Below are 24,313 nucleotides of genomic sequence, written 5' to 3' on the forward strand. Positions count from 1 at the left end.
CATCTTCCCTTCTAAGTTAGTTTTTTTTTGTGAAATATTTATTAATTTTTAATGAAATACAAATGCAGTATTTCAATACTAGATAAGTGTATTTTTACCCTTCATTTAAAAATCTGTTTTTTTCACCACTTTTTTGATCATTCTGTCAAGTTCCATTCCCGATTCTTTTAAGCTTTCGTGCAATAGAATCTCCTCTTCGGTCATCTTCTGTTCTCTTTTAATCAGATCGATAGATTCTATAATACCCAAAATTCGCGCTAAAGGAGCTCGTAGCTGGTGCGATTGGGTCCAGGCGATCTTTTGAAGTTTTTTATTCTTCTGTTCCAGTTCGTAGGTGTGTTTTTTAAGATCCAGGTTTAAGGCATTCAATTTAGCCTGGGTTTTCTTACGTTCCGTAACATCCTTAGCTACAGAATAGGTTAAACCATTACTAAATGAAGGTGTTGCCGCCCAACTTAACCATACGATCTTTCCTTCCTTGGTGATATACCGATTCTCAAAATTATACACGGGATTTCCGGAACTAAGAATGTCTGTTTGATCAATGGTAATATCCCGGTCATCAGGATGAACAAAATTAAAAAAGCTTTGTGATAGTAATTCCTTTTCAGAATACCCTAAAATTTTAGTGGCAGCCGGGTTTACCCGCGTAAAATAATTTCTCCCATCACTAATGGTTAGCATATCGGGTGTGATGTTGAAAGCGTCATTGAATTCAACTTCTAAACTTTTACGCTTAATTTCTCTGCCTAAAAACCCTTCTAGTTCTTTGAAAAGAGGTTTGGAAATCGATGAATTTTTCAGTTTTTCTCTGGAGGCCAGCATTAATATTCCAACGGCTTCATCGTGTGAGACCAGTGGAAAACCAATAGCGGTGTTTAACCTGGCAATTTTAGCTGTTTCTCTCCGGTCGAAATTTGGATTGTTCTGAATATCAGTAAGAAATTGATATTCTTTCTTTTCCAGAATTTTACTTTGAACACCTTCATCCAGATCAAAAACGAATTTTGAATTTAGTTTTTTAAACGCCTTACCTTCGGTGTCGGTATAGTTATTTGCCATAAGGGTAAGCTCATTGGTTGCCCAATTAGGGCTCCAGATTTCACCATAGGATAATTCAGTAAGTTTCAGAATTTTATCCAAGGAGCCTTGCAGCGCTCCTTTAACGGTTTCTTCTTCAGTAAATATCCCACTGATTTCATTCAAAAGACGTTGTGAATTAATTTTATTTACCTGTTCTGTAACATCGCGTTCAATAGCAATCCAGTGGGTGTACCAACCTGTTTCGTCAGCCACAGGTGTTACGGTAAAATTACACCAGAATTCTTCACCATTCTTTTTGTAGTTTATAGTTGTTACTTCATGGGTTTCCCAATTCCGAAGGGCCTTTCCTAATTTGCTCAGGGCTTCAAAGTCCGACTTCGGTCCTTGTAATATTCTGGGGCTTTTTCCAATAATCTCATCTACAGAATAGCCTGTCATTTTGGTAAATGCTTCGTTGGCATAAATAATTTTTGGTCCGGGATCCTCAAAAGGTTCCGCTTCAGTAATAATTACTGTATCGGTAGTGTTAGTAATGACACTCTCTAACAATTTCAGATGTTGCTGTTCTTTTTTCTTTTTCGTAACATCACGTTCGATAGATATCCAGTGGGTACATTTTCCTTCATCGTCAATAACCGGTGTTACGGTAAAATTATTCCAAAATTCTTCACCATTCTTTTTATAATTTATGGTCGTAACTTCATAGGATTCCAAATTTTTGAGCGCTTCACCTAATTTCTCGAGTTCTTTTTGGTCTGTTTTAGGTCCTTCCAAGATTCTAGGACTTTTTCCGATAACTTCATCTGGGGAATATCCTGTCATTTTAGTAAACGCCTCATTCACGAAAATAATTCTGGGACCGGGATTATTAAAGGGATCTGGCTCGGTAATTATTACCGTATCGTTTGTATTTGTGATAACACTTTCTAATAATTTTAGATGTTGCTGTTCTTTTTTCTTTTCAGTCACATCATGTAGTGTCCCGTAAATATTTACAACGTTCCCATTTTCGTCTTTTATAGCAAATCCATGTTCTTCAATATATAACACCGTGTCATTTGGAGTTTGTATCCGGTAATTTATTTCGAAGGGTTTTCCTGATTTGATACATGCGCTTCTGGCTTTACAAACAATAGATTTATCTTCTTCCATCACGTCCTCCATCACGTCTTCAAACGATTGATTCTTTGAATATTTTAATTGTGCAGAAAAACCTTCGGAAAATAAAAATTCCTTGGCAACTACATCATAGCTCCAGCTGCCAATATTGGTAATACGTTGTACCTCCTCAAGATGCCATTTGTTGCGTTTTAATATTTCCTCAGATTTTTTCTGAAGCGACACATCAATATGAGAACCTACCATGTATAATGGTTCGCCGGTATTCGACCAATCTGTGATAAGCCCTGAAGAATTCACCCAAACATAATGCCCCTTTTTGTGGATCATTCTAAAGGTTACGTTGTAAAAATTAACCTCTTTTGAAAAACAGCTTTGAATGGCTTTTTCTGCCATTTTAAGATCCTTGGGATAAACTAAATTAGCCCACATCTCATAGTTTACGGGTTCCAGCTCTTCTACGGTATACCCAATAATCTCGGCCCAACGTGGCGTGATGGTCAATTCTTGATTCTCAATATCCCAAAACCAGCTACCGGCTTGAGTAGCTTCCAGAATTTTTTTGCGTTTACGGATCTCATTGTAAACAATTCTGTTTTCTTTTTCTAAATTTTTGAGCCGCATTTCGTTTCTTCGGGCAAGTCCGGCCTGCTTTGTAATCGCAAGCAAAAGTGATTCCGTATTTTTCGGATATTTTGTTTTATGATCGAATAAAATATAGAAAATTCCAATAGCTCTTTCACCCAAACCTAAAAGGGGCAAACCAATAAAAGCCTGAATGCTGCCTTTTGATTTGTAATCAGATTTAAATCGATTATCTTGACTGAGATCGTTGCAGAGCATTATTTTTTGCTCCTTTTCAACTACCGTCAAAAGTTTGTTTACAAGCTTGTAATTTTCGGATGTCACAGGTTCTTTAGTACAGGTGTCTGAGATGCCGTGGTAAAAAATGTTCTTTTTTGGAACGTTTAAGGCAGACTTTAAAACATTTAAAGTCTCTGCTATAGAGGGCGCAATTGTAGTCATTAGGAAGAGAGAGTTGTTTTTGGTGCTATTACTATTAAAGGTATTAATTTTTTTAAATTAATCTACTAATCATGCAGGAAAAGTAGCGGTATTTTTCTACTCATACACAACACAAAATTTGGATTAAAAGGGATGTCGAGGTACTTTTTTGATTATCTAAACAGGTCCAAAAATAGTTTTTAAATAAATGATCTGTGTAACTTTGGTTACTTTAAGGCATTAATTTTCAGCAGGTTAATATTAATTGTAATAAAAAGATTTTTTTCCAACTAAAAATAACTTCAATCAAGGGTAGGAGTTTTTCATACTTACGGGTTATATCCATATAACATTAAAAATAAAATGTTATGCCAGACCCAAAATCTACTTTGAATACTGTTTTGAAAATACTATTGACCGGAATAATTATCCTGACCTTAGGATTGCTAATCTGCTCTATACTTTTTCTATGAAACATTTTGGATGTTTTAATTCAAAATGTTCATTCAAAATTGGCGATTTCATCGAAACTTGAGGAAGGTATAACGAACAAACCAACTTAATTACTTATTATGAAAAAATCCTTAGGCATCGTATTCTGCCTTTTATTTGGGCTTCTATCGCGAGCTCAGGTGCGTGAAACTGAAACGACAATGCTTTGGACCTTGTTAGGTGTAAATGCTGATCTCAATGATAAATTTGATTTGAGTTATTATCAGCTCCATTCGTTCAGTTTTAATAGTTCGAGTCTTAATTTTATTCAACCTGATCTGGAATTAGGCTATGATCTGGCGCCCGATTGGGATGTTAAATTAGGTTATTCGCCTACGTTTTCACTGGATGGTGTAGCCGGAAATCAACTCGTTTATCACCGTATTTCTGCCAGAGTACGATTGAGTTCACACCTGGGGCGTCGTTTCAGAATGAAAAATGCTTTGGTAGCCGAACAGCATTTTACACAACGTTCCAAATTTAAGCAACGGTATTATTATCGTTTAGATTTGTACTATCGCGATACAGATTTGCCATGGCGTTTGCGTCCTTTTGTAAACCAGCGCTTCTATTACTATGCTAATGGCCAAAAACTTCAATATTTTAATACCGATGGAGAACCCACAGCTTATGAATCTCCAAACGGATTTCATGCCTACAGGTTACAGATTGGCGTGAAAGTTTACCCTATCGATCATTTTAATTTTTCAATTTTTTATTTGAAACAAAAAGAATTTAACTCCCGATTATTCAACTCTAGAGATATTAACACCATAGACCCCAATACCAACACTGTGAGCAGAAAGTTTTATGATTTTACAACCATAGGACTGTCTTGCAGTTATAACCTTTAAAACCACCTTGATATGAGAACCATTAAAAAAAGTATCATTACAAAGAACATCAACAGTTTTAAAATAGATCGAAAGATCAAAAAGACCTACCGCCCAAAATCCGGTGATGTTGCCGTATTTCAAGTGCTTAACATCGGAAAGCACAAATCTGTACAGGGCGTTGACGGGAATAATACCTACATTTTCCCGGGAGATCGTATTCTTGCAACCTTTGGAACGCGTTATGCCACGGCGCAGTTTGAAGGTTATTTACCCGAACAATACCACACCAGATACCAGATCCTTGGTCAGGGAGGTGTTGTTGGTATTTTGGAAAGTATGCATCTTAAATATGAAGAGATAGGACCTACCGAGGTTCGGTTGGTTGGTTATGCCGTCGATGAGAATGATGCCGTAATAAACACCATTTATAACGGTATTGACCGTTTGAAGTTTAATCCGATAAAGCCAAGAGATTATCAAATATACCTTTCCCTGGGAAGTAGTATGGATAGTGGTAAAACGACCACTGCGGCTTTTTTGTCTCGTGGTTTTATGGATCAAAAAAAGCGGGTTGCTTTTATCAAGCTTACAGGTACTGTTTTTGCCAAAGATTGTAGTTTTGTTAGAGACTGCGGTGCAAAAACGGCTATTGATTTTTCCTATTGCGGATATCCGTCCACCTATCTTGAAAGTAAGGAAACCATTCTGGATATTCTAGAAACTCTTTTGGATCGCGTAGAACGTGCCTTACCCGATGTGGTTGTTATAGAAATAGCGGATGGTCTCTTACAAAAAGAAACCAAAGCCTTAATTGAACATCGCCCTTTTATGGATATGGTAGATGGTGTGGTGCTATCATGCTCAGACAGCCTTGCAGTTCAAACTGGGATTCAAACTCTGGAGCGATTACATCATCCTCCGGTAATTATCAGTGGTATGTTCACAACAAGTCCACTTATGATAAAAGAAGTAAAAAATATAACCAATATACCCATTTTCACCCTGGAAGATTTTACAGATAAAATCACGTTTGGCTCAGCTTTTTCAAGCCTTGATGCCCTAATGAAGCTCGTATGATTTTCAATGCAGAAAATAATTTGATAAAACAATTTATTGCTAGCCGGAAAAGCAACACCTTGTTGGTGTTGTTTTTAGGCTTGCTGTCTAATTTGCTTACCATAATTATTCCGGTAAGCATTGGGCGTTATTATCAGTTGGTTTTTCACTTTAAAGGCTATCGAACGCGTTTTCTGGGAGAGTTCTTTTATAATTTAACTGATTCGGTGCCTCGTTTTTTGGTCGTTTTTTTAATCCTTATTTTGCTGCGTTTTGCTTTTTATTTTGGTTATCAATTCACTTTAAAACGCGAGGGGGAGATTTTTATAAAACAGGTAAAAGACTATTTGTTCTCGCATCAGCTGTTCATTCATAATAGTATTTACAAGGAAAAAGGTATCGGGAAATACCTTTTAAGATATTCTGGTGATATCAATAGTTTGAAGAATCTTTACATTAAAGGAACCATTAGCGCGTTTTTAGATGTGGTCATGATTATTCTCGCACTTTGGTGGTTATACTTACTTAATGTTAAAGGCACAACGGCCATTATTGTGCTTTCATTATTTTTTTACGGCGGTATATATCTCTTGAATAAAAAGGTTGAGGAAAGCTCCATTCAAAAACGTAATAAAACCTCAGGGCAACTAGCCTTTGTAAGTCGGGCTTTGAACAGTATTATAGGTGTAGTTCTATTCAATAAACAGGACTTGGAACTGAAGAAGTATCAAAAGAAGTCCGATAGTGTGAAGGAGGCTGCAATTAGTTATAATAAATGGCTGATCCTAAATAAAGGGTTTGTATACTTTAGCCGGTATGCTATTTTGATGGTGGTTCTATATATTTTCTATCTCGATATTCAAAATGGAGTCCTTACCGGCCATGGAGCAACTCTTATTAGCTTCATACTTTTATATATTACCATTTCCCCGGTAGTACGACGTTTATTCACCCTAAATACAGTTTATAAAATAGGAAATATCTCCGTGCATAAGCTTCATAGAATAATCGCTCTGGAGCGTGAAACCGTCGAACACGGCGCTGTACTGAAGGTTAGGAATCCGCGGGTGACCATCGAGGACTTTAGTATTCGAAAATCGATGCCGCTTTTTTACCGGTCCGAGAAGATGGCTTATAGTCCATTGGTATTACCAGGAGGTCTTGAAGGTATTGCACTGATATATGCCTTCGGCGGAGTTGAGAATGATTATAAAGGAAGTATTCAAATTAACGGGGTGGATATCAGATCCTACTCCTTAATGTCGATACGGCATAATATCGCCTTTTTATCTCGTGACATTCCTTTGATAGGCCAAACCGTGTATGAAGCGGTTAGTGCTTTCCGGGCCAAACGGATTCGGGGAAAGGTAGAAAAACAATTTTTGGAGATCCAGGCTTTGTTTCCTAAAGTCCAACCTTTGGGTGTAGATGATAGCATTGGAGAGAACGGTTCAAAATTATCAGTGATGCAATATGAATTATTGTGTTTAATTCGAGGACTGTTGTTGAAAAAAAGAATCATTTTGGCAGATCATTTTCCGAGTTTGGAGGCCACTTATAAACGTGTGATCATCGATCTTTTGAAGGCTCAAAAAGCGACAGTAATTCATATAGATTATAAAGCGTAAATGCTTTTTAATGAGTGGCTTACTAAAAAAATCATAAAATTTAACAATTCTATGGCCTTGTGTAACTTAAGTTACGTTTGGCTCAAATAAGAAGTGTTATCTATGCACCATCCTAAATTCTCATTAAGGATTTAAGTTAATAGCAATTTGACGCACACAGGTAATCTTGTGTGCGTTTTTGTTTAGCTTGAAATGATCTGATCGAGGATGTACTCCACCCCTTGTTCGCTATTACTTTTTGTAGAAAATCGTGCGGTGTTCTTAACCTGCGGGTGAGCGTTTGCCATAGCAAAACTGTAATCTGCTAATTGCAGCATCTCCAGATCGTTGTTATAATCACCAAAAACTACAGTATGTTCCCGGGTTACTCCCAGATCCTCTTGTAATTTCTTTAAAGCATAACCTTTATTGGCTTCAGGGTGCGATATATCCACCCAGTTCGCTCCGGAAACAACCACCTGTAAATGATCACTAAGATGTTTTACCTTGGGATAGATATAGGTTTCAGACGATTCAAAATGATAGGCCGCGATCTTTAAAAATGCATCCTGACTTATAGTGGTTAAATCTTCAACAACAGTATATTCCGTGTAGTATTCTGCTAGTTTAGAAATGAATTCCTGGTCGTTCGTTTCCACATAGGCCGTATTTTTACCACATAGTACCGGATAACATTGTTCTACCTGGCGCAATAAACCTATCGCGATAGCAATGTCATTTTGATGAAGTTCCAATAATACCTCGGTCTTATTATTGTAGGTAATGATGCTACCATTTTCAGCAATGATGGAAATATCTTTTTGAATTTTGCTTAATTTGGTCTGAATGCTTTGCATTTGGCGGCCACTGGCTGCAATAAAATGGATATCCTTTTTTTTAAGGGCTTCAAACTGATCAAAAAAACGTTGGCTCACTTCATGGTTGTCATTCAGTAAGGTGCCATCCATATCAGATACTATGAGTTTGATATTCGTGAAATTCATCATGACTAGAAATTTGAAACACAAAGATGCTAATTAAAATAAGTTTGAAAGCGTATTTTTCAAAAATTATAGTCGGTAAGGCGTTTGTGTTTGTTTTGTGTTGTTAAAATGTGTTATTTTGGCATCAAGATATTGTTAGCCATGTTCCGGTTTAACAGATATCCATAAAACACGAATATGGTTACTTTAAAACAACTTGCTAAAGAGTTAAATGTTTCAATTTCAACAGTTTCCAAAGCTTTAAACAATAGCGAGGAAATTGGCGAGGAAACCGTAAAGCGTGTTAAAGAATTGGCCGCCCTGTATAACTATAAACCCAATAAGGTAGCCTTAAGTTTAAAACAGAACAAGACCAAGACCATTGGGGTTATTATCCCGGATATTTTAAATCATTTTCTATCAAAAGTATTGTTCAGTATTGAACGAGAAGCTACAAAACATGGCTACAACATCATTACCTGTATTTCCAATGAATCTTTGGAAAAGGAAAAGGAAAGTCTACAATTACTGGCAAATGGTAGTGTCGATGGTTTTATTCTATCTGTAGCCAAGGAAACCCAGGTAAAAAACGAGATCGAACATTTTAAAAATACCATCAGTAATGGTTTACCAATTGTGATGTTCGACAGGGTTGCTCATGATGTACTTTGCGATAAGGTCATTGTAGACGATTTTGAGGCCACTTACCATGCAACCAAACGAATGATCGGTGAAAAACGTAATAAGATTGCTTTTTTTAGTGATATTGAAGATCTCAGTGTTGGAAAACTTAGGGAACGCGGTTATAAAAAGGCGCTGGAAGAAATAGGTAATCAAGCCCCTTTGTTGTTGCATTTAACGAATAAGGACGATCCTCAAAAGAAGATCAAGCAATTTTTTAAAAAGAATAAAGGCATTGATGGTGTGATCGCAGCCGATAGTTCCTCGGGTGTTATTGCGATCAATACCGCAGTAAACTTAGGGCTTAAAGTTCCTAAAGACATATCGGTGATAGGGTTTTCCAGTAAAGCAGTTTCTAACCACTCCATTCCAAAATTAACGACTATCAGGCAACACGCCAAAGAAATTGGTGCCAGTGCCACGCAATTATTGATCCAGCGCATGCAAAATAATGGCGATGAGGACGTTAAAACCAAAATCGTAAAAACAAGTTTAGTCCAAACAAAATCTGTTAAAAAGTAAGGTTTTCAACAATTTTTTAACAAAATACGTTATTTGACCGATGAAATTTGCATTTCAACGATTTTATTGTATCTTTGACTACGTTCTAACATAATTTAGCTAATCCTAAAAGGCACAAAGTCCCCTCAGCCGACTTAGGAAAATTAATCCATTCAATTTTAGACCTTTAAAAGGTCGATTCCCTCAAAACAAATTTTTAAAAGAAATCTGTACACCTAATCGTGTATTCGATTTTAAAGTTAATTATCCATTTTCCCTCAAGCCATGGTTCAAAAGAACCTGTGGCCAGACGTTTAACAAACTTGAAAATTTATAATAACCTTAAAATTGAACCGATTATGAAAGCCTTAAAAATTACTTTGATTCTAGTGTTTATCTCAGCCCTTTTTTCATCTTGTACCAAGCAAGATCTTAATGAGAATGATATTTTACAAAAAGATCAGACCATTTCTACATACGCCTCAGGAGGTATAGATGACAAATAAAGAAGTGCATTCAAATAGGAATAAAAAAAAACTCCCCATATTTTCATGAGGAGTTTTTTTATTTTAATTAAAAAATAATAGATACATTTGAGAGACCAACAAATCCATTGATCTCTCTTGAAAGCGCTTTATTGTTCTTTTATGTTTCTACTTCTATCTAATTTTCTTTCAGCACAAATAGAAAGTAAATTGAAGTATATTGATTCAATAAAAAAACATGTACTTACACGAAAAAATTTAGATTCAGTTTTTTATGCCAATGCCCAGTTTATCATTGGACAACAATACAGAAAAACCCAGATGGGAGATAGTGCCTATTATCATCTCAAAAAGGCTGAAAAAATTTATCATGAAAAAAATGCCATTTTTAATTTGGCGGAAGTTAATTACGAATATGCTATTTTACAAAAAAATGAGAACGATTTAACAGCAAGTGAGTTGTCTTCTGTTGAAGTTCTTAAGTTATGTGATGCATTAAGTCAGTCACGAGACGTAATAAAATTAAAAGCTGATACATATTATAATTTAGCTCAAGTATTTCATTTTTTAAGTCAATATGAAAAATCCATAGAATATGTTTATAAATCGATGGACCTTGAACGTTCAATATCTGATTATAACGAACGAAGTATTGAAGTAAGTAAAAATCTGTTAGGAATAACATATCAAAAGGCTGGGCAATATCAAAAAGCTTTAGAAACATTCAAAAGTATTTTAGACGCAAAGGTCATCAAGACTGATGACCCTTCCTATTATACTACAATGGATAATTATGCGTACACAAAATTTTTAGCCAAGGACACTTCAGGAATTCCAGGTTTGTTTTTTAAAGCATTAAGATCAATTGATAGTTTAAACCCCGGGGGGAGTTATCGCGTTATTATTGTAAATCAGCATATAGCTGAGTATTACCAAAGTGAGGGTAAAATAGATTCCGCTTTATTTTATGCATATAAAGCCAAAGAAATAGCTGATAAGTTTCATAGAGATGAGGTTTTAACCTCCTTAAAATTGTTGTCTAAAATTGAAACAGGGGATAAAGCATTAAAATACCTAAATGAATACGTTCGTTTAAACGACAGTATTCAAAAAGAAGAACGGGCCTTAAGAAACAAAAGTGCCCGAATCCGTTATGAAACTAAAGAAAAAGAACAACAACTTGCTGAAGTTTCCAAGGAGCGTTTATGGTTACTCTTTATTTCGATCGGAGTTATTCTGACTTCTATTTTAATCTACATCGTGATCACCCAGCGGAATAAAAACAAGGAACTGAAATTTATTCAGGAGCAACAGGAAGCCAATGAGGAGATCTATAACCTGATGCTTAACCAAAGTGATAATATCGAGGAAGCCCGAGCTGCCGAGAAAAAACGGATCTCTGAAGAACTACACGATGGTGTACTGGGGCGCTTGTTTGGGACACGCTTAAGTTTGGACAGTTTGAATATGAATAATTCCCCGGAAGCTATCAAAACCCGTAGCCAGTATATTGAAGGGCTGAAAACCATAGAACAGGACATTCGAAAAGTGTCGCACGAATTGAATACCGATTTCGTGTCCGGAGGCGGTTTTAAGGATATTATAAAAACGCTGGTGGATACCCAATGTTTGGCCTATGGCTTAAAATATACCTTCACTCATGATGACGACATAGATTGGGATAGTATTCCCAACAAAACAAAGATCCATTTTTACCGCATTATTCAAGAAACCTTGCACAATATCTATAAACACGCTAAGGCTTCTGCAGTAAAAATCAACTTTAAACGCGAGAATAATAATATTTTATTACTTTTATCCGATGACGGCGCAGGCTTCGATGTGACCAGAGCCAAATCCGGTATTGGTCTTAAGAATATGAATTCCAGGATCAAGGAAATTGGCGGCAGAATTAATATAGTATCCGAGCCCGGGAAAGGAACCACCGTAACCATAGAGGCGCCAAAAAATTAATAAATATGATAACCATCAAATATCTAGGGTCCGGAATTTCTTTTTCGGTCACCTAAAAATGTATTATTCTTTTTTATCCCTCTCTAAAAATCAAATTCACTAATAGCTCTTGAAACCACTACTCTATCTTGTATTATTCTTTTTATCAAGCATAAGCGTCTCGGCCCAAATAGAACAAAATCTAAAAAGCATAGATTCTATTAAAAAAACGGTGTTAATGCGTGAAAATTTAGATTCTGTAGAATTTGCCGATGCACAATATGACATTGGTCGATTGTATCGCTTTATCCAAATGGGTGATAGTTCATTTTATCATTATAAAAAAGCAGAAAAAGTCTACCGTTCCAGAAATGAAAAATTAAAATTAGCAAAGACTTTATACGAGTACGCCATTCTGCAAAAGAATGAAAATGATCTATCGGCAAGTGAAATAACTTCGATCGAAGTATTGAAAATATTAGATCGACTAAAACAAACGGATATTGTAACTAAATTAAAAGCGGATACTTATTATAACCTAGCCTTTGTGTTTTTGATGTCTGAACAATACACTAAAGCAACTGAATACATCAATAAATCGATTGATTTAGAGCAAACTATTAAAAGTCACAGTAAATACAGTATTTCAGTTAGTAAGAGTCTTTTAAGTTTAATTTATAGGAAGCAAAAGGAATATTCGAAGTCCTCTCAAATCATTCTTCAAATTTTAAAATCTAAAACAGTTTCGAAAGGCCAAGAATTATATTCTGTTCTATTAAGTAATTATGGATATAATAAATTTTTATCCAAGGATAATTCTGGGCTTCCAGATTTGTATTTTGAAGCCTTATATCTTATTGATAGTATAAATCCTGGGGGAAGTTATAGAACGACAACTATATATGAGCATTTAGCAGAATATTATCAAAGGCAGGGTAATAGAGATTCTGCGCTTTTTTATGCTTTTAAGGCGAAAGATGTTGCTGAAAAATTTCATCGAGACGAGATCTTAACGTCTTTAAAACTTTTGTCCAAAATTGAAACCGGAGACAAAGCCTTAAAATACCTTAATGAATACGTCGAACTTAATGACAGTATCCAAAATACCCAACGCTTGTTACGCAATAAAACCGCGCGAATCCGGTATGAAACTCGGGAAAAAGAAAAGCAACTGGCAGAAGTTTCCAAAGAGCGACTCTGGTTGCTCTTTATTTCGATTGGTGTTATTCTCACAGCGATCTTGATCTACATCGTGATCACCCAGCGTAATAAAAACAAGGAACTCAAATTCATTCAGGAACAGCAGGAAGCCAATGAGGAGATCTATAACCTGATGCTTAACCAAAGTGATAAAATTGAAGAAGCTCGTGGTATTGAAAAGAAACGTATTTCTGAAGAATTGCACGACGGTGTTCTGGGGCGTTTGTTCGGCACGCGTTTGAGTTTAGATAGTCTGGTGATGAGTTTGTCGCCCAAAGCTGTGAAAACGATCGGGCCTTATGTAGAAGAACTCAAGACCATCGAACAGGACATCCGCAAAGTTTCCCACGACCTGAATACCGATTTTGTGTCCGGAGGCGGTTTTAAGGATATTATAAAAACGCTGGTGGATACCCAATGTTTGGCTTACGGCCTGGATCATAATTTTTCCCATGACGATGATATTGACTGGGATAGTGTACCCAACAAGACCAAAATTCATATCTACAGGATCGTTCAGGAAAGTCTTCATAATATCTACAAACATGCCAAAGCAACCACAGTAAAACTCTACTTTAAATTTGATAATCATAAAATTTTAGTAATTTTAGAGGATGATGGCAGAGGCTTCGACCTAAAAAAGGCGAAGTCCGGCATCGGTTTAAAGAACATGAGATCCAGAATAAAGGATTTTGGCGGTACACTTTCGCTCTCATCAGAAAAAGGAAAGGGTACAACCGTAAAAATAATAGCTCCCAAAAACTAAGATTAATACATGACAGAAACCATTAAAATTCTGATGATCGATGATCATCCCATGATTATTGAAGGGTATCAAAACACCTTACTTTTTACTAAGAAAGAACATCAGGAATTAAAAATTGATATCGCCAACAATTGTGACGAGGCTGTGAAATACATGAATAAAGCCATAGAAACGGCTAAACCTTATGATATGTTGTTTGTTGATATCAGTTTACCGCCTTCCAGCGATGGGAGTATGAGTTCCGGCGAAGATCTGGCGGAATATGCCAGAGAGCATTTGCCAAAAGCCAAAATAATTATACTCACCATGTTCAGTGAATCATTCCGAATTCATAATATCATAAAGAACATCGATCCGGAAGGTTTCCTCATAAAAAGTGATCTTACTTCCAGTGAATTGGCCAGTGCCTTTCAGGCTGTTTTGCACAATCCGCCATTCTACAGCGGTACGGTAAATAGTCATATTCGTAAAACTATCGCTACCGATGTGGTTATAGATGATAAGAATCGGAAAATTCTTTACCTCTTATCGCAAGGCGTAAAAACGAAAAATCTGGCTGCTCATTTGGATATTTCCTTAAGTGCGGTAGAAAAACGCAAAAAACAATTGAAGGATCTGTTCGATATTCAGGATGGTCAGGACGAGACCTTACTTGAAGAAGCTCGAAAAAAAGGTTTCGTTTAACGAGAAAATTCATACTAAAAAATCCGTCGAAATGTTAAAAATTCGATGAAGTGTAAATTTTGTTTCACTCGTAACTCCTACTATATCTGACTTTTATAATTAAACCGTAATACTGTTACGGTTTTTCCACAGCTTGAAAAGATACCTTATACTTATCTTTGATATATCAACACTTCAAAATTAATTAATCCCTCAATTTTTTTTGTTGATAATAGCAATTTACATAGTCCCGGGGAGGTGAGAGACCCCCGGGACTTCTTCTTTTTATACCGAAAATAAGGTGTCTTTGTAATCCCAAACGGTGCTTAAGAACATTCCAAAGTAGATCACCGCAACGACAAGTTTAATAAATGTAGAGGCCAGAAACCCAACAAAGGATCCTACAGCCGATTTAAACGCAATTCTGGAATTAGGAGCGTTCATCATTTCCCCAATAAAGGCTCCCGCAAACGGACCAATAATGATCCCGCCGGGAATAGGCGCGAGTAGTCCAACGACGAGGCCAATAGACGTTCCGATCATGCCTGCACGTGTGCCTCCGAAACGTTTGGAACCCATGGCGGGAATAATATAATCCAGAACAAAAATAGCCATAGCGATGATGAACGTGATAATGATTAGCGTCCAGTTCATAGGAATGGCATTCGTGGCATACAAAATTAAAAGTCCGACCCAACTCAAAGGAGGCCCGGGTAAAATAGGTAATAAACTACCAATAAGCCCCAGGATCAGGAACAGGGCAGCAATGCAAACAAGAAATATATCCACGCGTAAGGATTTAAAATTTTCTATTAGACTAAAATAAATCTTTTTTGTTACTTTTTAACTAAAAAATTAGTTCAAACTAAAAAATTAGTTATATTTGTATTGTTGAACTAAAAAATTAGTTGAAAGATGAAGCAGTTAACAAATGCCGAAGAAGAGATCATGAAAATTCTTTGGAAGCTCGAAAAGGCCAATGTAAAAGCCATAATTGAAGAAATGCCTAAACCCAAACCCGCCTATAATACGGTGTCTACAATTGTTAGAATTCTGGAAAATAAAGGCTTTGTAGATTATGAAAAACAAGGTAAAGGCCATGTGTACTTCCCTGTGGTAAAACAACAGGATTATAGTAATCAAACCATAAATACCCTGGTGGATAATTATTTTCAGGGTTCTTTTAAAAGTATGGTGTCCTTCTTCGTTAAAAAGAACGATATCAGTTTAAAAGAAATGGAATCGATATTAAAGGACATCAATAAAAAAGATTAATCATGTTACAGTATTTCATTCAAACCATCACGTTTCAGATCTTCTTTTTATTGATCTATGATATCTTTTTAAAGAAGGAAACCTTTTTCAATTGGAACAGAATGTACCTCTTGGCCACCTTTGGATTGTCGTTGTTATTACCTTTTATAAGAATTGAACGTTTTAAAGAAGCCGTTCCTAAAGATTATATCATTCAGTTACCTGAAGTGTTCATCGGACAAAAACCAACTGCTGAACCTGTTATTTTAGATCCTACGATCACTACTTCAATAGGTGAGGTGACATGGACCATTTGGGAGCTGTTGTTCTTTACAGGAATGCTGGTAGCAGCAAGTTTGCTCATCTATAAAATCACTAAGCTTTTAAGGCTTATTTATAGTCATCCAAAAGATAAAACAGATCAGTTTTACCTTGTGAAATTACCTCATAGTTCTGCTGCATTTTCATTTTTCAATGTCATTTTTTTAGGTGCTCAATTGGATGAAGCGGAAACACAGGCCATCCTAAAACACGAATTGGTGCACGTTAATCAGAAACACAGTTTAGACCTCATGTTCTTTGAAGTGTTTCGGGTGTTGTTTTGGTGTAATCCTATGGTATATATGTATCAAAATCGTATGGTAACACTACATGAGTTTATGGCGGATGCACAGGCTGTAAAACATCAAAACAAATCGGAGTATTATCAAAATTTGTTAACGCAGGTTTTCGATACGAAACACTTGTCTTTCATCAACCCATTTTTTAAACAATCATTAATCAAAAAACGAATCATTATGTTACAAAAATCAAGATCAAAACAAATTCACGTCTTAAAATATGCCCTTTTAATTCCTGTGGTTTTTGGAATGTTGGCTTACACCTCAAGCATACAGAATGCATATGGACAGGAATTAGTAAATCAAAATAATTCGGAAGATTTAAATCAGTATAGTTTTAAGATTAAACTTAATGAAGAATTGACTGATGATCAAAAGAAAAATATCTCAGCTTATGATACTTTTTTAGTACAAAATATCAACAATTATGTGTCATGGATGGACTATGATAACAAAACAGGTTTTGTTCATTTGAGTATTCATTCGGTGGGAGAAAAAATACCTGAAGGCTATTCTAAAAAAATAATAGGTGCAAGGGATGGTTCTGGTCCTTCTTATGTTGCATATTCTAATTATGAGAATTCGCGTACAGAGAAAGTTCAAAAGAACTCAAAATTGAAAGTACAAATGACTGTTAACCAAACCAATTTGATTGAGAGAATTCAAGCCGTAAAAGAACAAATTCAGGCGCAGGGAAATGTTTCTGATCACGAAGATTACGGTTTACAGTTATTGTACAAGATAATTCAAAGCGATGCCCTGGATCAGGATCTAATTGCAAAAGTGCAGACCTATACCGCCAAACAAAGTAAAACACCTTTAGAGTCAAAAATTTCTGCCATTTTCCATCAAATTCAGGCCCAGGGGAATGTTTCACAGGAGGAAGAAAAAGCCTTAAAACAACTTCTTGTTTTTACCAGCGATGGTTTTGATAAACCCATGTTTAATGATGTTATCGATGATATCGAAGTGCCTTTCGCAGTCATTGAACACGTTCCTGTGTATCCTGGTTGTGAGAATGAAGAAGGGAACGCTGCTAAAAAGCGCTGTATGTCTGAGAATATCCAAAAATTCGTAACCAGAAACTTTAATAACAATATTGGAAAAGAGAATGGTCTAACCGGAAGACAACGTATCAATGTGATATTTAAGATAGATCGCAAAGGTAATGTTACAGGAGCTAGTGCTCGTGCGGGTCACCCGGCCCTGGAGCAGGAAGCCTTGCGTGTTATCAATGCACTTCCACAGATGAAACCCGGATTGCAAAAAGGGAAAACGGTAACGGTGCCGTATTCTTTACCGATTATTTTTGAAGTATCCGATGCGCCTAAGGAGAAACAAAATTAATTTCTATAAAAGTTAGTCAGCATATTTTTTTAAAACCGAAGGATTTCCTTCGGTTTTGTTTTTTATGGTCGTGTAGAACCTAAAAAAATTGTACTTTTCGGTATTGGAACGTTTTATGAAGCAACTTTACTTAGGAATTTTAGTTTTATCCCTAACATCGTGTAAATATTTCGATGTAAAAAAAACATCTTCAGAATCCATTCTAAAGGAAAAATTAGAAACTTTTGACTGGAATGATGTCGATGAATATCCTTCCTTTTCCTTTTGCGATTCCTTAATTGAAAAACAAGCCGTTAAGCACTGTTTTGAAAATTACATCACTAAAAACATTCTGAATTTTCTGGAAAAAGAAAAACTGGTTGTTACTCATGATGTGAGCGATACCATCACACTTGATTTTCAGATATCAGAAAAAGGCGAGATTTCATTGTCGGATTTTGAAGTAGATTCGTTAACACTTCGCGAAATCCCCAATATAAATTCACTGATCCAAAATAGTATCGGTGCGTTGCCCAAAATATATCCGGCCACCAAACAAGGACAGCAGGTAAAAACAAAATTCGAGTTGCCTTTAGTGATCCATGTAAAATAAATGCAACTGCAAATAGTTATAGTTATTGAACAATATCCAACGAAACAAAAAGAATTGTTTAGTTTTGTGAGAAGCCAAAGTCCCCGATAAATCCTGTAAATATCTTTGACACCTATGAAATCAAAATCATTAAAATTTCAAGTTCTGTTCTGTTTGTCGCTGGTATGCCTGTTTACGTTTTCCGCGAAAGCGCAAACGGATAAAAGTACTTTAAAAGCGCAGATCGCTCTCGGTGTTAATCATCCTTCAGAATCCGGTTTAGTTTCCGGTTTTGAGGCCAAACCTATTAATTTCCCAACCGTAAATCTGGGGTTGCAATATCAATTTAGTCCTGATTTTGGAGCGAAGTTCGATCTGGGTTACAGCCGGTTTTCAAATAAGGATAACACACAAGAATTCAAGGTCAATGCCACACGCCTGAATTTACAGTTGGTCTATGATGCTTCGGAGGTATTCAACCTCTATCGTTTTGGTGTGTTTTTGCATGCCGGACCGGGCATTACCATGATAAAACCTTTAAGCTATTACAAAGAAAACAAATTGTCCTATTTAAACGTCCTGGTAGGGATTGAGTTTCATTACGGACTGTCCGATACCATGTCGCTGTTTTTAGACGCGTCTTACATGGCGGGATTTGCCAAGGATTTCGACCCGATAACTTCGGGGTACGGTTCTTTTAATGGTGATCTTGCAACGGTATCCATAGGCTTATCATTTTCAATTAGTGGCTGTTATTATTGTGAGCAACGATGAGTAAAGAAAAGATTATTTTAGGGATCGATCCCGGAACAACGATTATGGGTTTTGGCCTGATCAAGGTTGAAAATAAATCCATGACCTTTTTGCAATTGAATGAATTGGATCTCAAAAAATACAGTGATCACTACATCAAATTAAAACTCATTTTTGAACGTACTGTAGAACTTATTGATACCTATAACCCTGATGAGATTGCTATCGAAGCCCCTTTCTTTGGCAAGAACGTACAGAGTATGCTTAAATTAGGCCGGGCGCAAGGCGTTGCTATGGCTGCAGGATTAAGTCGGGAAGTGCCCATTACAGAATATCTTCCGAAGAAAATTAAAATGGCCATTACCGGAAATGGAAATGCCAGTAAAGAACAGGTGGCCAAAATGCTGCAAAGTTTGCTCAACCTGAAAACCCTACCGAAAAACCTGGATGCTACCGATGGTTTGGCGGCTGCGGTGTGTCATTTTTATAACTCCGGAAAACCCACGATTGGGAAGAGTTATACGGGCTGGGATGCTTTTGTAAAGCAGAATCCTAATAAAATAGGATAATCGCTGGAGGTATGGCCGGTATTTATATTCATATTCCGTTTTGCAAACAAGCTTGTTTCTATTGTGATTTTCATTTTTCGACGACTTTAAAAAAGAAAAAAGAGCTCCTTGACGCTTTAGTTAAAGAGTTGGAGCTTCGGCGTGATATTTTTCAAAACACCCCAATCGAAACTATTTATTTTGGTGGCGGAACACCTTCTTTATTATCGCAAAGCGAAATAGAACACCTGATCGAGGCCGTTTACCAAAACTATAATGTTTCCAAAGATCCAGAAATTACCCTTGAGGCCAACCCTGATGATCTTTCGGTTTCCAAATTGAAAGCCCTTTCTAAAAGTCCGGTGAATCGACTGAGTATTGGCGTACAGTCTTTTTTTGAGACCGATCTTAAACTCATGAATCGCGCGCATAATGCGGAAGAAGCAAAACGCTGTTTGGAGACCGCCACAACATATTTTGAGAATATATCTCTGGACCTGATCTACGGTATTCCCGATGCTTCAAACACACATTGGGAAGAGAATATCGATATAGCGTTGTCTTTCAATATACCGCATATTTCAAGCTATGCGCTAACCGTGGAACCAAAAACAGCTTTAGCATCCTTTATAAAAAAAGGGCTCATAAAAAATGTGGATGATTCCCAAAGTCAAGAACAATTTCATATCTTAATAGCACGCTTGGAGGCTGCAGGTTTTATTCATTATGAAACCTCAAATTTTGGAAAACCCGGATATTTCAGTCGGAATAACACCGCTTATTGGCAAGGAAAACCCTATTTAGGGATCGGGCCCTCGGCACATTCGTTTTATCAGAATCAGCGCAGCTGGAATGTTCGTAATAATTCGAAATATATGAAAAGCCTGGAGGAAGCTATTTTACCCCTGGAGGTTGAAACCTTATCAAAAACGGATGCTTATAATGAGTACGTCATGACCGGATTGCGAACCATGTGGGGCGTTTCACTAGAAAAGGTAAACCATGATTTTGGTTCGCTGTATAAGGCTTATTTATTAAAGCAAGCTGAAAAATATATTGAACAGGGTTTTTTAGAATTAAAACAGGAAACCCTGATGGCCACGAGCGAAGGAAAATTTTTAACTGACGGCATTGCAGCCGATTTGTTTAAACTCAATTTATAATGCTAGCAAAAATACACTACCATTCAAGAAAATACACCATCGATTTAGCTAAGCCTCTGGATATTTCCATACCCATGAGAGCTTCAAAAAACAACGTAAATGCCTGGTATATTGATCCACCACGTATTGAAGCCGTGGTTGATGGCGAGTGGGTCGCTAAGGTTTCTGAAGGTGCAAGCGTGAATTTTAATGATATTCATTTTAATCCTCATGGCCATGGCACACATACCGAATGTGTTGGGCATATTGTTGAAGAAGTGCATTCTATCAATGAAAATTTGAAGCAATTCTTTTTCCTGGCGGAAGTGATCACTGTAGCTCCGGAGAAATACATGGAAGACCGGGCCATTTCCAGAAAGCAACTGCAATTCGCTTTGGGTAATAAAAAGCGGGATGCGGTGATCATCAGAACCATACCCAATACCAATGATAAATTATCGCGACAATACTCGCATTCCAACTGGCCCTATTTGCTCGAGGATGCTATAAAATATTTGGTAAAAAAAGGTGTGAAACATTTACTTGTTGATATGCCAAGTGTTGATCGCGAAGAGGATGGTGGTGAATTGCTGGGGCATAATGCCTTTTGGAATACCTCAGGGAAGCTGCGCATGGATACTACCATAACCGAAATGATCTTTGTTCCAAACACGGTTAAGGATGGTACTTATTTTTTGAATTTACAGATCGCACCATTTGAAAATGATGCTACGCCAAGTAAGCCCATTTTATACGCCATTCAACCTTAGATCAGTTAATTTTTGTTGCATCATGAATATAGAAGAATATCGCGATTATTGTCTGAGTAAAAAGGAAGTAACAGAGCATTTTCCCTTTGATAATGACACCCTTGTATTCAAAGTGCTGAACAAAATGTTTGCTTTGGCTTCACTTAAAGAATGGGAGGCGGGTACCGGTTTTATCAATTTAAAGTGCGATCCTGAATATGCTATTGAATTACGCGAACGTTATGAAAGCATCAAACCGGGTTGGCATATGAATAAGCAACAATGGAATAGTGTTTATATTCATCAGGGTGAATTATCGGCAGATTTTATACGATCGCTTATCGATCATTCCTACGATATGGTGGTCAAAACCCTTCCTAAAAAACAACAACAAAAAGTGTTGTAATAACAGCTTTAAAATATAAAAATGAGTTTATTAGAAGCCTTAAAAGAAAGAAGTCATAATAGTTGTGAGCTTTGCGGAGCTCAAAATAGTTTAGAACTATATCAGGTTCCACCGGTATCTACGGGAGGCGTTGATGGTAGTTTGTTGGCTTGCCAAACCTGTATTGAGCAGATTAATGATCCTGAAAAAACAGACCCGCACCATTGGCGGTGTCTAAATGACAGTATGTGGAGTGAATTTGATGCGGTTAAAGTAGTGGCATGGCGGATGCTTTCAAGACTCAAAAAAGAAGGTTGGCCTAAGGATCTTTTGGATATGATGTATTTGGAAGACGATCTGCTCAGTTTTGCCAAAGCTACAGGAGAAGGTCAGGAGGCAAGTGAAAAAATAATTCATCGTGATGTGAATGGTGCTCAACTGGAATCAGGAGATAGTGTCGTTTTAATTAAAGATTTGAAGGTTAAAGGAACAAGTATGACCGCAAAACAAGGTACAGCCGTTAGAAATATTCGTGTAGATCCTGAAAATTCCCAATATATAGAAGGTAAGGTTGGTTCGCAGCAAATTGTTCTGGTAACAGATTACGTTAAAAAACTTTAGATCGAATTTCTATAAGCAGATGGCCTACATTGTTTAAAAGCTTTGAATTGCCTGTTGAAATTCGATAAATTATTAAACCCAACCTCCTGAGCAATATCAGCGATGGCTTTATCTTTCTCAGCTATAAGTTGCTGACAAGCCTTGGAGATACGCAATTCATTTAAAAACTGGACATAGGTTTTATTTGTGCGTTTTTTAAAATATTTACAAAAGGCATTTTTCGTCATATTGGCTACATTGGAAATGGTGTCCAAATGGATATCCCGATCGTAATGGTTCATAGTGTATTCAAAAACATTACGCATACGATGCCCTTCAACATCGGAGTATTTTTTATCATAACTATAGTCTGAAAGAGCGACATATGGCGCTTTGGCTGAAAGCTTAAGTATTTGTAAAAGAATCAAAAACCGATTGAACTTTGAAGCGCGCTCCAATTCAAGGAACAGTTTTTTAACAGGATCCGGTTTTGAGCTGATCTGAAATCCTCGTTTTGCTCGCCTGAAAAATGCTTGCAGGTCTTTGAGCTCGTCCAAATCAAAAAATTTAGATCCGAAAGATGAAGCAGTGAAAAACAGAGTTAACATATGTACATTTCGGGTAATCCCCACATCCGTTTTAAATACATGTGGCAAGTTACTCCCTATCACAATCAAGGTGTTTTTGTTAAAGTAATTTACCGTATCACCAACAACAAGAGTGCCTTCACCTTCCAAAATAAAACTCACTTGAATCTCTTCATGCTGATGAAGTTTGTCATAAAATGCCGTGCCTTTATCCACCTGGTATAACAGATTTCCAAAGTCGGGTTTCGGTATTTTAAAAGGTAAAACTTTCAAAAGCTATAAATTGAATTTGATATTAAAATATGCATATCATATTCAAAAATAATATAAAATAATAAAAAATGGATAATATAATATTATTATTGAGTAACAAAGCATTATTTCTAAAATGAATTAAAGGCTAATTTTATAATATCAAAAAAAATGAAAATTATGAGTATAACCTGGAAGGGCGTTATGCCTGCAATTACAACGCCATTTAAGGCAGATGATACTTTAGATTTAGAACTTTTTAAAGTGAATATTGAAGCCCAACTCCATGCCGGTGTACATGGTATTGTTTTGGGAGGAACTTTAGGTGAGGCGAGTACTTTAACGGATGCCGAGCGTCGGATTCTTACCCGCGAAGCTGTAAAACTGGTTGCCGGTAAAGTGCCGGTTCTCATGAATATTGCGGAACAAACCACGAAAGCAGCTATGGAATTGGCTAAAGTGGCAAAAGCCGATGGTGCTCAAGGCCTGATGATGCTCCCGCCGATGCGCTATAATGCCAGTGATGAAGAAGTTGTTGCCTATTTTAAAGCTGTTGCGGATAGCACGTCCTTACCCATCATGATCTATAATAATCCCATAGATTATAAGATCAAAGTGACACTGGACATGTTTGAAGACCTTTTGAAGAGTTGCCCTAATATTCAGGCGGTAAAAGAGTCCACGCGTGATACTACTAATATAACCAGGATCATCAATAGGTTTGGAGATCGACTTGCCATCATGACGGGCGTAGACACGCTTGCTCTGGAAAGTTTAATATTAGGAGCCGAGGGCTGGGTAGCCGGCCTGGTTGATGCGTTTCCTGCAGAAACGGTGGCTATTTATGAACTTCAAAAAGCGGGACGTATCAAGGAAGCCTTAGCCATTTACCGTTGGTTCATGCCGTTGTTGGAGTTAGATATCCATCCAAAATTAGTACAATACATTAAACTGGCTTCAGTCCATACAGGCATAGGATCTGAATATGTTCGTGCACCGCGACTCACATTACAAGGTGAAGAGCGTAAACGCATAGAGAAAATTATTACTGATGCTTTGGAAAAACGCCCCAAACTTCCTGATTATAAGCAACTGGAAACACTGGTTTAAGATT

Annotated in this window: 22 protein-coding genes; 18 read left to right on the forward strand and 4 right to left on the reverse strand. The window is 36.8% G+C overall.

Features of this window, described 5'->3' with window-relative positions; genetic code table 11:
* Nucleotides 1-105: 105 nt before the first annotated feature.
* Nucleotides 106-3,189 carry a PAS domain S-box protein gene (locus ABD682_RS05515; RefSeq protein ID WP_344739893.1) on the reverse strand — a complete coding sequence of 1,028 codons (3,084 nt, stop codon included), beginning with the start codon at nucleotides 3,187-3,189 and terminating at the stop codon, nucleotides 106-108.
* Nucleotides 3,190-3,740: 551 nt separating this feature from the next.
* On the opposite strand from ABD682_RS05515, the gene ABD682_RS05520 reads away from it, so the two are divergent.
* Genes ABD682_RS05520 through ABD682_RS05530 form a run of 3 tightly spaced genes read left to right on the forward strand, consistent with a single transcriptional unit; the run spans nucleotide 3,741 to nucleotide 7,180 of the window.
* Nucleotides 3,741-4,514: a DUF2490 domain-containing protein gene (locus tag ABD682_RS05520; RefSeq protein ID WP_344739895.1), complete on the forward strand. Its 774-nt coding sequence runs from the start codon at nucleotides 3,741-3,743 to the stop codon at nucleotides 4,512-4,514.
* A gap of 12 nt (nucleotides 4,515-4,526) precedes the next feature.
* Nucleotides 4,527-5,573, forward strand: coding sequence for a P-loop NTPase family protein (locus ABD682_RS05525; protein ID WP_344739897.1), 1,047 nt, complete (start codon nucleotides 4,527-4,529; stop codon nucleotides 5,571-5,573).
* A complete protein-coding gene (locus ABD682_RS05530; RefSeq protein ID WP_344739899.1) occupies nucleotides 5,570-7,180 on the forward strand; it encodes an ABC transporter transmembrane domain-containing protein in 1,611 nt (536 codons plus the stop codon). The genes ABD682_RS05525 and ABD682_RS05530 overlap by 4 nt, the downstream gene beginning before the upstream one ends.
* A gap of 182 nt (nucleotides 7,181-7,362) precedes the next feature.
* Here ABD682_RS05530 and ABD682_RS05535 read toward each other — a convergent pair whose 3' ends face one another.
* Complete coding sequence (locus ABD682_RS05535; RefSeq protein ID WP_344739901.1) at nucleotides 7,363-8,166, reverse strand: HAD family hydrolase; 804 nt, start codon at nucleotides 8,164-8,166, stop codon at nucleotides 7,363-7,365.
* Nucleotides 8,167-8,340: 174 nt separating this feature from the next.
* On the opposite strand from ABD682_RS05535, the gene ABD682_RS05540 reads away from it, so the two are divergent.
* The 5 genes from ABD682_RS05540 (at nucleotide 8,341) to ABD682_RS05560 (ending at nucleotide 14,412) form a co-directional block, all read left to right on the forward strand.
* Nucleotides 8,341-9,345, forward strand: a complete 1,005-nt coding sequence (locus ABD682_RS05540) for a LacI family DNA-binding transcriptional regulator (protein ID WP_344739903.1) — start codon at nucleotides 8,341-8,343, stop codon at nucleotides 9,343-9,345.
* Nucleotides 9,346-9,683: 338 nt separating this feature from the next.
* Entirely contained in the window at nucleotides 9,684-9,830 is a 147-nt protein-coding gene (locus ABD682_RS05545; protein WP_344739905.1) for a hypothetical protein, read from the forward strand.
* 189 nt (nucleotides 9,831-10,019) lie between these two features.
* On the forward strand, nucleotides 10,020-11,783 hold the full coding sequence (locus ABD682_RS05550; RefSeq protein WP_344739907.1) for an ATP-binding protein: 1,764 nt from the start codon (nucleotides 10,020-10,022) through the stop codon (nucleotides 11,781-11,783).
* Between the two features lie 217 nt (nucleotides 11,784-12,000).
* On the forward strand, nucleotides 12,001-13,728 hold the full coding sequence (locus tag ABD682_RS05555) for a sensor histidine kinase (protein WP_344739909.1): 1,728 nt from the start codon (nucleotides 12,001-12,003) through the stop codon (nucleotides 13,726-13,728).
* Between the two features lie 9 nt (nucleotides 13,729-13,737).
* Nucleotides 13,738-14,412, forward strand: a complete 675-nt coding sequence (locus tag ABD682_RS05560; RefSeq protein WP_344739911.1) for a response regulator — start codon at nucleotides 13,738-13,740, stop codon at nucleotides 14,410-14,412.
* Nucleotides 14,413-14,676: 264 nt separating this feature from the next.
* Here ABD682_RS05560 and ABD682_RS05565 read toward each other — a convergent pair whose 3' ends face one another.
* Complete coding sequence (locus tag ABD682_RS05565) at nucleotides 14,677-15,180, reverse strand: DUF456 domain-containing protein (protein ID WP_344739914.1); 504 nt, start codon at nucleotides 15,178-15,180, stop codon at nucleotides 14,677-14,679.
* A 126-nt stretch (nucleotides 15,181-15,306) separates the two neighbouring features.
* On the opposite strand from ABD682_RS05565, the gene ABD682_RS05570 reads away from it, so the two are divergent.
* From ABD682_RS05570 to ABD682_RS05610, 9 genes are all read left to right on the forward strand, one after another.
* The gene (locus ABD682_RS05570) at nucleotides 15,307-15,666 is read left to right on the forward strand and encodes a BlaI/MecI/CopY family transcriptional regulator (protein WP_344739916.1); all 360 of its coding nucleotides are present in this window, start codon (nucleotides 15,307-15,309) and stop codon (nucleotides 15,664-15,666) included.
* Between the two features lie 2 nt (nucleotides 15,667-15,668).
* Nucleotides 15,669-17,612, forward strand: coding sequence for a M56 family metallopeptidase (locus ABD682_RS05575; RefSeq protein ID WP_344739918.1), 1,944 nt, complete (start codon nucleotides 15,669-15,671; stop codon nucleotides 17,610-17,612).
* A 115-nt stretch (nucleotides 17,613-17,727) separates the two neighbouring features.
* Entirely contained in the window at nucleotides 17,728-18,204 is a 477-nt protein-coding gene (locus tag ABD682_RS05580; protein WP_344739920.1) for a hypothetical protein, read from the forward strand.
* A gap of 114 nt (nucleotides 18,205-18,318) precedes the next feature.
* Entirely contained in the window at nucleotides 18,319-18,957 is a 639-nt protein-coding gene (locus ABD682_RS05585; RefSeq protein WP_344739922.1) for an outer membrane beta-barrel protein, read from the forward strand.
* Complete coding sequence (gene ruvC, locus ABD682_RS05590) at nucleotides 18,954-19,505, forward strand: crossover junction endodeoxyribonuclease RuvC (RefSeq protein ID WP_344739924.1); 552 nt, start codon at nucleotides 18,954-18,956, stop codon at nucleotides 19,503-19,505. Before ABD682_RS05585 ends, ruvC begins: the two co-directional genes overlap by 4 nt.
* Before the next feature lie 11 nt (nucleotides 19,506-19,516).
* On the forward strand, nucleotides 19,517-20,647 hold the full coding sequence (gene hemW, locus ABD682_RS05595) for a radical SAM family heme chaperone HemW (protein WP_344739926.1): 1,131 nt from the start codon (nucleotides 19,517-19,519) through the stop codon (nucleotides 20,645-20,647).
* Nucleotides 20,647-21,396, forward strand: coding sequence for a cyclase family protein (locus tag ABD682_RS05600; RefSeq protein ID WP_344739928.1), 750 nt, complete (start codon nucleotides 20,647-20,649; stop codon nucleotides 21,394-21,396). Before hemW ends, ABD682_RS05600 begins: the two co-directional genes overlap by 1 nt.
* Before the next feature lie 22 nt (nucleotides 21,397-21,418).
* Nucleotides 21,419-21,781 carry an MmcQ/YjbR family DNA-binding protein gene (locus ABD682_RS05605; protein WP_344739930.1) on the forward strand — a complete coding sequence of 121 codons (363 nt, stop codon included), beginning with the start codon at nucleotides 21,419-21,421 and terminating at the stop codon, nucleotides 21,779-21,781.
* Nucleotides 21,782-21,802: 21 nt separating this feature from the next.
* Nucleotides 21,803-22,381, forward strand: a complete 579-nt coding sequence (locus ABD682_RS05610; protein ID WP_344739932.1) for a PhnA domain-containing protein — start codon at nucleotides 21,803-21,805, stop codon at nucleotides 22,379-22,381.
* Here the strand turns inward: ABD682_RS05610 and ABD682_RS05615 are convergent.
* Nucleotides 22,378-23,220: an AraC family transcriptional regulator gene (locus ABD682_RS05615; protein ID WP_344739934.1), complete on the reverse strand. Its 843-nt coding sequence runs from the start codon at nucleotides 23,218-23,220 to the stop codon at nucleotides 22,378-22,380. The genes ABD682_RS05610 and ABD682_RS05615 overlap by 4 nt on opposite strands.
* Before the next feature lie 159 nt (nucleotides 23,221-23,379).
* Between ABD682_RS05615 and ABD682_RS05620 the strand changes: the two genes are divergently transcribed.
* Nucleotides 23,380-24,309, forward strand: coding sequence for a dihydrodipicolinate synthase family protein (locus ABD682_RS05620; RefSeq protein WP_344739936.1), 930 nt, complete (start codon nucleotides 23,380-23,382; stop codon nucleotides 24,307-24,309).
* Nucleotides 24,310-24,313: the final 4 nt, after the last annotated feature.

The sequence above is a fragment of the Gaetbulibacter aestuarii genome (genome assembly GCF_039537665.1).
GTDB lineage: Bacteria > Bacteroidota > Bacteroidia > Flavobacteriales > Flavobacteriaceae > Gaetbulibacter_A > Gaetbulibacter_A aestuarii.

What these genes read in the sequence shown, in the direction of transcription:
- ruvC (WP_344739924.1), top strand. Translation starts at nt 18,954, where the DNA reads ATGAGTAAAGAAAAGATTATTTTAGGGATCGATCCCGGAACAACGATT.
- ABD682_RS05575 (WP_344739918.1), top strand. Translation starts at nt 15,669, where the DNA reads ATGTTACAGTATTTCATTCAAACCATCACGTTTCAGATCTTCTTTTTA.
- ABD682_RS05560 (WP_344739911.1), top strand. Translation starts at nt 13,738, where the DNA reads ATGACAGAAACCATTAAAATTCTGATGATCGATGATCATCCCATGATT.
- ABD682_RS05620 (WP_344739936.1), top strand. Translation starts at nt 23,380, where the DNA reads ATGAGTATAACCTGGAAGGGCGTTATGCCTGCAATTACAACGCCATTT.
- ABD682_RS05605 (WP_344739930.1), top strand. Translation starts at nt 21,419, where the DNA reads ATGAATATAGAAGAATATCGCGATTATTGTCTGAGTAAAAAGGAAGTA.
- ABD682_RS05545 (WP_344739905.1), top strand. Translation starts at nt 9,684, where the DNA reads ATGAAAGCCTTAAAAATTACTTTGATTCTAGTGTTTATCTCAGCCCTT.
- ABD682_RS05600 (WP_344739928.1), top strand. Translation starts at nt 20,647, where the DNA reads ATGCTAGCAAAAATACACTACCATTCAAGAAAATACACCATCGATTTA.
- ABD682_RS05530 (WP_344739899.1), top strand. Translation starts at nt 5,570, where the DNA reads ATGATTTTCAATGCAGAAAATAATTTGATAAAACAATTTATTGCTAGC.
- ABD682_RS05535 (WP_344739901.1), bottom strand. Translation starts at nt 8,166, where the DNA reads ATGATGAATTTCACGAATATCAAACTCATAGTATCTGATATGGATGGC.
- ABD682_RS05610 (WP_344739932.1), top strand. Translation starts at nt 21,803, where the DNA reads ATGAGTTTATTAGAAGCCTTAAAAGAAAGAAGTCATAATAGTTGTGAG.
- ABD682_RS05555 (WP_344739909.1), top strand. Translation starts at nt 12,001, where the DNA reads ATGCGTGAAAATTTAGATTCTGTAGAATTTGCCGATGCACAATATGAC.
- ABD682_RS05520 (WP_344739895.1), top strand. Translation starts at nt 3,741, where the DNA reads ATGAAAAAATCCTTAGGCATCGTATTCTGCCTTTTATTTGGGCTTCTA.
- ABD682_RS05580 (WP_344739920.1), top strand. Translation starts at nt 17,728, where the DNA reads ATGAAGCAACTTTACTTAGGAATTTTAGTTTTATCCCTAACATCGTGT.
- ABD682_RS05525 (WP_344739897.1), top strand. Translation starts at nt 4,527, where the DNA reads ATGAGAACCATTAAAAAAAGTATCATTACAAAGAACATCAACAGTTTT.
- ABD682_RS05570 (WP_344739916.1), top strand. Translation starts at nt 15,307, where the DNA reads ATGAAGCAGTTAACAAATGCCGAAGAAGAGATCATGAAAATTCTTTGG.
- hemW (WP_344739926.1), top strand. Translation starts at nt 19,517, where the DNA reads ATGGCCGGTATTTATATTCATATTCCGTTTTGCAAACAAGCTTGTTTC.
- ABD682_RS05515 (WP_344739893.1), bottom strand. Translation starts at nt 3,189, where the DNA reads ATGACTACAATTGCGCCCTCTATAGCAGAGACTTTAAATGTTTTAAAG.
- ABD682_RS05585 (WP_344739922.1), top strand. Translation starts at nt 18,319, where the DNA reads ATGAAATCAAAATCATTAAAATTTCAAGTTCTGTTCTGTTTGTCGCTG.
- ABD682_RS05540 (WP_344739903.1), top strand. Translation starts at nt 8,341, where the DNA reads ATGGTTACTTTAAAACAACTTGCTAAAGAGTTAAATGTTTCAATTTCA.